Source organism: Nostoc sp. CHAB 5715 (assembly GCF_020829685.1).
GTDB lineage: Bacteria > Cyanobacteriota > Cyanobacteriia > Cyanobacteriales > Nostocaceae > Nostoc.
Genome location: NZ_JAIVFR010000227.1, coordinates 1 through 8559 on the forward strand (window position 1 = coordinate 1; position 8559 = coordinate 8559).

At 43.7% G+C, this 8559-nt stretch carries 6 protein-coding genes and 1 pseudogene; 6 read left to right on the forward strand and 1 reads right to left on the reverse strand.

Going from position 1 to position 8559, the window contains the following annotated elements:
* Positions 1 to 830 (reverse strand): annotated as a pseudogene (locus LC574_RS14385) (glutamate synthase subunit alpha); the annotation flags it as partial.
* A 1095-nt stretch (positions 831 to 1925) separates the two neighbouring features.
* Here LC574_RS14385 and LC574_RS14390 point away from each other — a divergent pair.
* The 6 genes from LC574_RS14390 to fusA all read left to right on the forward strand — a co-directional run.
* Positions 1926 to 3902: a phosphodiester glycosidase family protein gene (locus tag LC574_RS14390; protein WP_229454155.1), complete on the forward strand. Its 1977-nt coding sequence runs from the start codon at positions 1926 to 1928 to the stop codon at positions 3900 to 3902.
* Positions 3903 to 4219: 317 nt separating this feature from the next.
* Complete coding sequence (locus tag LC574_RS14395; protein WP_229454156.1) at positions 4220 to 4639, forward strand: cupin domain-containing protein; 420 nt, start codon at positions 4220 to 4222, stop codon at positions 4637 to 4639.
* A gap of 230 nt (positions 4640 to 4869) precedes the next feature.
* Positions 4870 to 5196, forward strand: coding sequence for an iron-sulfur cluster assembly accessory protein (locus LC574_RS14400; protein ID WP_229454153.1), 327 nt, complete (start codon positions 4870 to 4872; stop codon positions 5194 to 5196).
* A gap of 146 nt (positions 5197 to 5342) precedes the next feature.
* Positions 5343 to 5726 carry a 30S ribosomal protein S12 gene (rpsL, locus tag LC574_RS14405; protein WP_012410236.1) on the forward strand — a complete coding sequence of 128 codons (384 nt, stop codon included), beginning with the start codon at positions 5343 to 5345 and terminating at the stop codon, positions 5724 to 5726.
* A 596-nt stretch (positions 5727 to 6322) separates the two neighbouring features.
* Positions 6323 to 6793, forward strand: a complete 471-nt coding sequence (rpsG, locus tag LC574_RS14410) for a 30S ribosomal protein S7 (protein WP_069070112.1) — start codon at positions 6323 to 6325, stop codon at positions 6791 to 6793.
* Positions 6794 to 6931: 138 nt separating this feature from the next.
* Positions 6932 to 8559 (forward strand): elongation factor G (gene fusA / locus LC574_RS14415; protein WP_229454154.1); only part of this gene is annotated, 1628 nt, incomplete at its 3' end.

Below are 8559 nucleotides of genomic sequence, written 5' to 3' on the forward strand. Positions count from 1 at the left end.
ATCATCCAGTTGATATTACCCAACAAAGTATTGATTTCGCCGTTGTGACCCAAAAGCCGCATTGGTTGGGCTAGGGGCCACTTGGGCATTGTGTTGGTACTAAAGCGGCGGTGATAGACAGCAAAGGCACTTTTATAAACTGGATTTTTTAAATCGTCATAAAAGTCGCCCAACACAGCAGAACGCACCATGCCTTTGTAGACAATTGTGCGGCTTGACAACGAGCAGATATAAAATTCTTCTGAGATGTTGGTTGCAGCTTTACTAATTCGGCGGCGGGTAATGTACAACTGTCGTTCTAATTCATCGCCACTCTTGTCAACAGAAGCTAACAAAACTTGTTCAATCTGGGGTTGATTTTCTCTTGCTTGTACTCCAAGTAAATCAGGTTGCACTGGCACAACTCGCCAACCAAGTACAATGAATTTTTCTTCAGCAGCTACTTGCTCAACTGCCGCCCTAGCTTTTTGTGCTGCTTGTTGGTCTTGTGGTAGAAAGATCATCCCAATAGCTATATTATTGATGGATGGAAATTCCTTTCCACTTTCGGCAAAGTCTTGTTGAAACAACTCCCAAGGGATAGCTGTCAATACTCCTGCACCATCACCAGAATCTTGATCGGCGCTACAACCTCCCCGGTGTTCTAAGCAGGTTAAAGCAGCTAAGGCTTTTTCGACAATTTCGTGGCTGGTACGATTTTGGCGATGAGCAATAAAACCTACACCACAGGCATCTCGTTCCTCTACTAGCCACTTTTGCCCCTGATAGGTATCTCTTGAGTTTATATCCGCTGTGATTTGTTGGTCTTGATTCATCGGTTTATTATTCATACCTGTTCCTGAAGTATTGAGTTACCAATTTTGCCACTACGTTATGGGAAAAAATTTCTAAATTCAGCGATGGAAAAATATACAAGCACCGAAATTTAGGGAAAAAAAATTTTAACTTCGGTTTTACTTTGTTAGTTCACCCGTGTTAAAATTTTTGCGTCTTTTTTTATGTATTTATGCGGTATTAGACAACTTACCTCCGCCAAGACATTATTTTTGCCCTGACAGTTTCTTTTTTATATTGTGAAGCTAAATATTTTCTCAATCCCCTTTTTCCAGATGCACGCTAGCTACTCATAGAGCCTATTTCGGCTCACCTGAAACAAAACTAAAACTGAACGCTGTACTATTTTTTAAAGCCAAAGCCAAGATAATTTGTAATTGATCGTGAGTGACGATCAATAACTCACTCTAAAGGAAGCTATGCCGAAGGCGTTGCCTCTCTAAGAGTTGGCTTTACGCTACGCTACCTTAATTCGTAGTTGCAATCAGTGAGGGGTTGTACCCTCCATTGTCTTGTTAACCACTAAATTTTTAATTTAGTGTGGGCTGCTGTACCCTTTTAATTACGAATTAGTAATTATTTAGTTATCCTGATCCAGCAATAAAATCAGCGTATTACAATATATACCCATTTGACAATTCCCAAATATCGTTGTTGTCTAGAGTTTTGCCGCTTACCAGTTGGCACATGTATTACTATTAACTAGACCTTACTGAATTAGCAACATTCAGTCAGGATTAAATATCTTAATCCAGTTTTGATAATCAAAACTACCGTGTATAGTGTGGTTAGAATTAGTGCCAGTTAAAACACTTGATTGCAATGGCTTTAGCGTCTAAATAAATTGATTGGCGTTTAAAAGAGATGGATAGCCACTATAGAGAATAGCATATTTTTGAAAAAATAAACTCATGTTTTTTTTATATTTGCAAATAATTAGTTAGTTTATACCTTGGCTGATATTTTTCAAAAAAACCGAGTAAATTATGGTAAAAATGCCGAATTATTGCCAATCAGGGAATGGCGATCGCAAAGCCCGCCGTTCGCCTAGCGTCTCGCAGAGAAGGCATCGCAGATTTTTCCGGGCTACTATGTCACCAATATTTTTAATAACACTATGCTTAACTACTACCTGGGCTACCAACGCCCAGGAGCCTCCAAAAAACGCCCAATCAATACCCAGGCTGATCTCCCAGTCACCTGCACCTGCTTTAACAGGCGTAGTATCCTCTGGTAATCAAATTTCCCTCAATGGTCGTACTCTACCAGGAACTTGGTTCCAGCGACCTGGAAAAGCTGGTCGGATTACAACTCATCTGAGTGATGGGGCATTTAGGCAATTAATTGGAGTAAATTTCTTAAACAGTAGTAACTTAGCGAGGCAACCAATACAGTGGTTTTCATCGGTGATAAAGCCACAGGTTTTATCCACCAAGCTACTAGGAGCCTATCGCTATCTGGATATTAGCAATTTTGCTCAAATATCTGGATGGGAAATCCGAACCAACGGCAACATTTTGGTGATTGCTACCCCAAAAGCACAAATTACAAATATTATTCAGAGCCAGCAACCTTCAGATGCGAGTGTTACTCCTTTGCAACAGGCTCGGATTCTTGTTGATTTAGATCGTCCAACTCCGTGGCAAGTTGCACAAGGGTCAATTATTAAAAAAATTGAAACTCCATTTTCTGATCCAGACACACCAACTCCCAAACCCACTACACCGCCAAATCGAGAGTGGACAATTACCCTGGATGGAATAGCTGATCCTGTTTTGATAGAACGCTATACTCCTCAGCCACCAGCAGCACCACCAACATTGCTGCCAAACCTGCTCAAGCAATTATCACCAATACAACCAATACAACCAATACAACCAACCCCAACCCCTGAACCACTGATTCAACAAGTGGAGGTGGTGAAAAACCAAACCATAATTAGTCTGAGCGTTCCTTTTGGTCTATCGCCTCAAGTTAGTACTGTAGATAACCCCAATCGCCTGATTATCGATATTCGACCCGATCCTCTAGAAGAAAGAGATATTACTTGGGCCCCAGGATTGCGCTGGCGACAGCATTATGTCAACTTAGACACAGAACGCTTCCCTGTGGTCTGGTTAGAAGTTAATCCCCGTAAATTTGGGCTAACGTTGAAACCGATGTGGGCTAGTCTTGATGGGCTTGCGGGTACTGCTCCCTTAATTCAAACAGCACAACGTTACTTAGCAGTAGCTGGAATTAACGGTGGTTATTTTAACCGCAATAACAGATTGCCATTGGGTGCGATTCGTCGAGATGGTCAGTGGTTATCAGGCCCCATTCTTAACCGAGGTGCGATCGCTTGGAATGATTCAGGTCAATTTTACTTCGGTCGTCTCACCTTAGAAGAAACTTTAATTACGACAAATGACCAGCGCTTACCAATTCTGTTTCTCAATAGCGGCTACGTCCAGAGTGGCATTGCTCGTTACACCCCAGCTTGGGGATCAACTTATACGCCTTTGACGGATAACGAAATTATTTTAGTGGTAGAGAAAGACCAAATTACTCAACAGTTACCAGGCGGCAAAGTTGGTGAGACGGCCGTTCCCATTCCCCACGATGGCTACCTACTAACCTTACGCGCCAACGCTGCTAGTGCTGCCTCACAGCTACCTATTGGAAGCGCAGTAAGCATTTCCAGCGCCACTGTTACCACAGATTTTAGTCGTTATCCCCACATTATCGGAGCCGGGCCGCTATTAGTCCAAAATCGTCAAATTGTCCTCGATGCCAAAGGCGAAAAATTCAGCAATGCCTTTATTGCCGAAAAGGCTATTCGTAGCAGTATTTGCACAACAGCAACAGGCACATTGATGATTACTGCTGTCCATAATCGTGCAGGCGGTTATGGGCCTAATTTGGCAGAACATGCCCAATTGCTGCAACAGATGGGCTGTGTGGATGCCTTAAATTTGGACGGAGGTAGTTCTACCAGTCTTTACTTAGGAGGACAACTACTTGATCGCTCCCCTAGTACAGCTGCTCGTGTTCATAATGGAATTGGTATTTTCCTGAGACCACGATAATCAGGGAGTAGGGAGTAGGGAATGGGGGATAGGGAAAAACTTAATTACCAACGAACGCCCCATTTCCCAGCCCCACTCCCCACTCCCCACTCCCCACTCCCTTTTTTAAAGATTAGAACAAGCTGGCATTTTGCTTGATGAAGACTTGATGTAGATGCAAGAGTTTTAGGAGTAATGATTTACACTGTCACGTTTGATTTTGCTATCTTTATCAAAGTGCGACAAAATTGCTGATTTTTAACGTTGCAAGATAGCGCCAGATTTTTTATCAATAGTAAGAGTACCAACGGTTTGTTATGTCTTCAAATGAGGTAACTATGGCTCGATATCAAGAAACTACACAGACTGAAACTCTACACCTACCTTCAACTATCACATCCAAAAGCGTTGCTGCAACTGAGTTACGTCCTTGGGGTGCTTTTACAGTTTTGGAAGAAGGGCGCGGATACAAAATCAAGCGCATTGAAGTTAAGCCCGGACACCGCCTCAGTCTACAAATGCACCACCACCGCAGTGAACATTGGATTGTCGTATCTGGTACAGCTAGGGTAACTTGTGGCGAGAGAGAAGTACTACTGAGCAATAATGAGTCAACCTATGTACCCCAATGTACATCTCATCGTTTAGAGAATCCTGGCGTGATCCCCTTGGTGTTAATTGAAGTGCAAAATGGCGAATACTTGGGAGAAGATGATATTATTCGCTACCAAGATGACTATGCCCGTACCAAGGATTAAAGCTCTAATCTAAAAACTGAATACAACATTTTTGTGCAAATCGGCTTTGGGAACCACTGCACCCCAGAAGTCCCTACCTAGTTAAGGTGGGGACTGAAGCATGTTGTGCTATAAATGTAGTAATAGCGATCGCGCTCATAGCTTGATAATTTGGAATTTTCAAGAAGCTAGGATTAACTCATCTATCTGTAAAATAAAGATGGGGTCTTCAATTGTAAAAAACGAGTTCCATGATTCATCTGAGTCAAGCAGCCGCGAGTGAGATTGGGCGAATCAAGTCCAAGCAGCAGCCAAATGTCTTGTTTCGATTGGCAGTAAAACCAGGTGGTTGTTCCGGGTTATTTTATGATATGTCCTTTGATGAAGCAATAAAAGTCGGCGACCAGGTTTTAAACTTGGATGAAATTCAAGTAGTCATAGATGCCGCCAGCTTAAATTACATCAACGGGTTGAGGGTAGATTATTCAGAAGACTTAATGGGTGGTGGTTTTCGCTTCCACAACCCCCAGGCGATCGCAACCTGTGGCTGTGGCAATTCATTTTCTATGAGTCATTAGTCATTGGTCATTGGTCATTAGTTTTAAACAAATGACAAATGACAAAGGACAATTGACAAATAACAATTGACATAAACATTTAAAAAACGATATAATTAGGATTTGTTAAAACTTAGACATATAAGCAGCTTTACGCGCTGTAACTCATGCCAACAATACAGCAGCTAATACGTAACGAGCGCGAACAAGCGCGTCAGAAAACCAAGTCCCCGGCTCTAAAACAATGCCCCCAACGTCGGGGAGTTTGTACCAGAGTATATACGACCACACCAAAAAAGCCTAACTCAGCTCTACGTAAAGTAGCAAGAGTCAGACTGACCTCTGGATTTGAAGTCACAGCTTATATTCCAGGTATTGGTCACAACTTACAAGAACACTCAGTTGTGATGATTCGTGGCGGTCGGGTTAAGGATCTACCAGGCGTGAGATACCACATTATCCGTGGCACCCTAGATACAGCCGGAGTCAAAGACCGCAAACAAGGGCGTTCCAAGTATGGAACCAAGCGTCCGAAAGAAGCGAAAAAATAGGATTAGGCGATTAATCGCATCCAACACGATTAATCGTCTATCTTAGAAGCGCTCAAGGACAAAAAAACGATCGGGGTTTGTGTTCTAAGAGTAGTTATGAAAGCTGCTCAAGTCTGTTAAAAAAATCAAGCAAGCTACATCTACACTAAGCGAGCAAGTGTAGAAGTTCAGAGAAGAACGCTGTAACCCACAGCAAAATTCTAATCTGGACATTAAAGTTTAGAATGTTGTCGCCTTGAGTATTTCGTTGCAGCTAGCAAGTCAATGAATTTTAGATTTTAGACTTCGACTAGGCTCAGTCCTTCTCTACGAGAGGCTGCGCCAACGACTTCCCTCAGAAACCATCGAGCGATTTGCGGTTTTGGATTGGTCGAACCCACAAGGGGATGAGGCTTACAGACTTTTGATTTTTTCCAATCCTTGTGGTCGGAACATCTACCAAAAACTCTAATCCAAAATTGGCAGTCAATAAGTCAGCCTTGCTGCAACAATCGAAAACAAAATTGAGAAAGTCTGAGGGTTGAGTTCCACAGCTTTTAGTTTCCGGTGTTTGATAGCATATAATTTCGTTGCCAATTCCGAATTAAAGGTGAAGTATGTCTCGTCGTGGTGTTATTCAAAGGCGCCCAGTTCCGTCTGACTCTGTATATAACAGTCGCCTTGTGAGCATGATTATTAGGCGGATCATGCGTCATGGCAAGAAATCACTTGCCGCACGGATTGTTTATGATGCATTAAAAACTATTGAAGAACGCACTGGTGCTGGTGCCTTGGAAACCTTTGAAAGAGCAGTGCGAAATGCCACGCCTTTAGTAGAAGTAAAGGCTCGGCGAGTTGGTGGAGCAACCTACCAAGTACCAATGGAAGTGCGTACAGAACGGGGCACTACCCTAGCACTGCGTTGGTTAGTGCAATATTCCCGCTCCAGACCAGGCCGGACAATGGCAAGCAAACTGGCAAATGAATTAATGGATGCTGCCAACGAAACCGGCAATGCGATTCGGAAACGCGAAGAAACGCACCGGATGGCGGAAGCTAACAAAGCATTCGCACATTATCGTTACTAAGTAGAAAAGCGATATATCGCCCTCCAGAAGTGGTATATCGTGGATTTACAAAAACAAGACGGTTTTCCGTAAAAGTATAGAATCTTAACAAAGAGTAATATACAAGATATCATGAGGCAAAAACTATAGGAGGTAACTGTGGCACGCACGATCCCGCTAGAGAAAGTACGCAACATTGGTATTGCGGCGCATATAGATGCGGGCAAAACAACAACAACAGAGAGAATATTATTTTACTCTGGGATAATTCATAAAATTGGCGAAGTTCATGAAGGAACTGCCGTCACAGACTGGATGGAGCAGGAGCGGGAGCGGGGAATTACCATTACTGCGGCTGCTATCAGTACCAGTTGGAAAGATCATCAAATTAACATTATCGATACTCCGGGTCACGTAGACTTCACAATTGAAGTTGAGCGTTCCATGCGCGTGTTGGATGGTGTAATCGCAGTATTTTGCTCTGTGGGCGGCGTGCAACCGCAGTCTGAGACAGTGTGGCGGCAAGCAGAACGCTACAAAGTTCCTCGGATAGCCTTTATCAACAAGATGGATCGCACCGGAGCGAACTTTTATAAAGTTCACGAGCAAATCCGCGATCGCCTACGGGCAAATGCGATCGCCATTCAACTACCAATTGGTAGCGAAAATGACTTCCAAGGGATCGTTGACCTAGTAAGGCAACGTGCGTATATTTACGCCAATGACCAAGGTACTGATATCCAGGAAACCGATATCCCGGAAGCATTGCAAGCGCAGGTAGACGAATACCGCACCAAGCTCATAGAAGCTGCGGCAGAAACCGATGATGCTCTGATGAATAAGTACTTCGAGGGCGAAGAACTTACAGAAGAGGAAGTTCGGACTGCCCTGCGTAAAGGCACAATTGCGGGAACAATTGTACCAGTACTTTGTGGTTCAGCATTCAAAAACAAAGGCGTGCAGTTAATGCTGGATGCAGTTGTAGATTACCTGCCAGCGCCAAGTGAAGTACCAGCAATTCAAGGCTTACTGCCCAATGGCGATACTGTTGAACGGCAAGCTGATGACAACGAACCCCTAGCGGCTCTGGCATTTAAGATTATGGCTGACCCTTATGGTCGCCTAACATTTGTTCGCGTTTATTCTGGCGTCCTGAAAAAGGGCAGCTACGTTCTCAACGCTAGTAAGAATAAAAAAGAACGGATTTCCCGGTTAGTTCTGATGAAGGCAGATGATCGGCAAGATGTCGATGAACTGCGAGCGGGTGATTTAGGAGCAGCTTTGGGATTGAAAGACACCTTGACAGGTGACACGCTCTGTGATGATGGATCGCCAGTAATTCTGGAATCCCTATTCATTCCTGAGCCTGTGATCTCGGTGGCGGTTGAACCCAAAACCAAGAACGATATGGACAAGCTGTCCAAGGCTCTGCAATCTCTCTCAGAAGAAGACCCCACCTTCCGTGTCCGCGTCGATCCCGAAACCAACCAAACCGTGATTGCGGGAATGGGAGAGCTACACCTAGAAATTTTAGTAGACCGGATGTTACGAGAATTCAAGGTGGAAGCGAATGTAGGTGCGCCACAAGTAGCTTACCGAGAAACAATTCGGAAAGCTGTGAACAAAGTTGAGGGCAAATTCATCCGCCAAAGTGGTGGTAAAGGTCAATACGGTCACGTTGTGATCAATTTGGAGCCTGGAGAACCCGGTACGGGCTTTGAATTCGTCTCCAAAATTGCCGGTGGTTCAGTACCTAAAGAGTACGTTGGCCCCGCAGAACAAGGAAT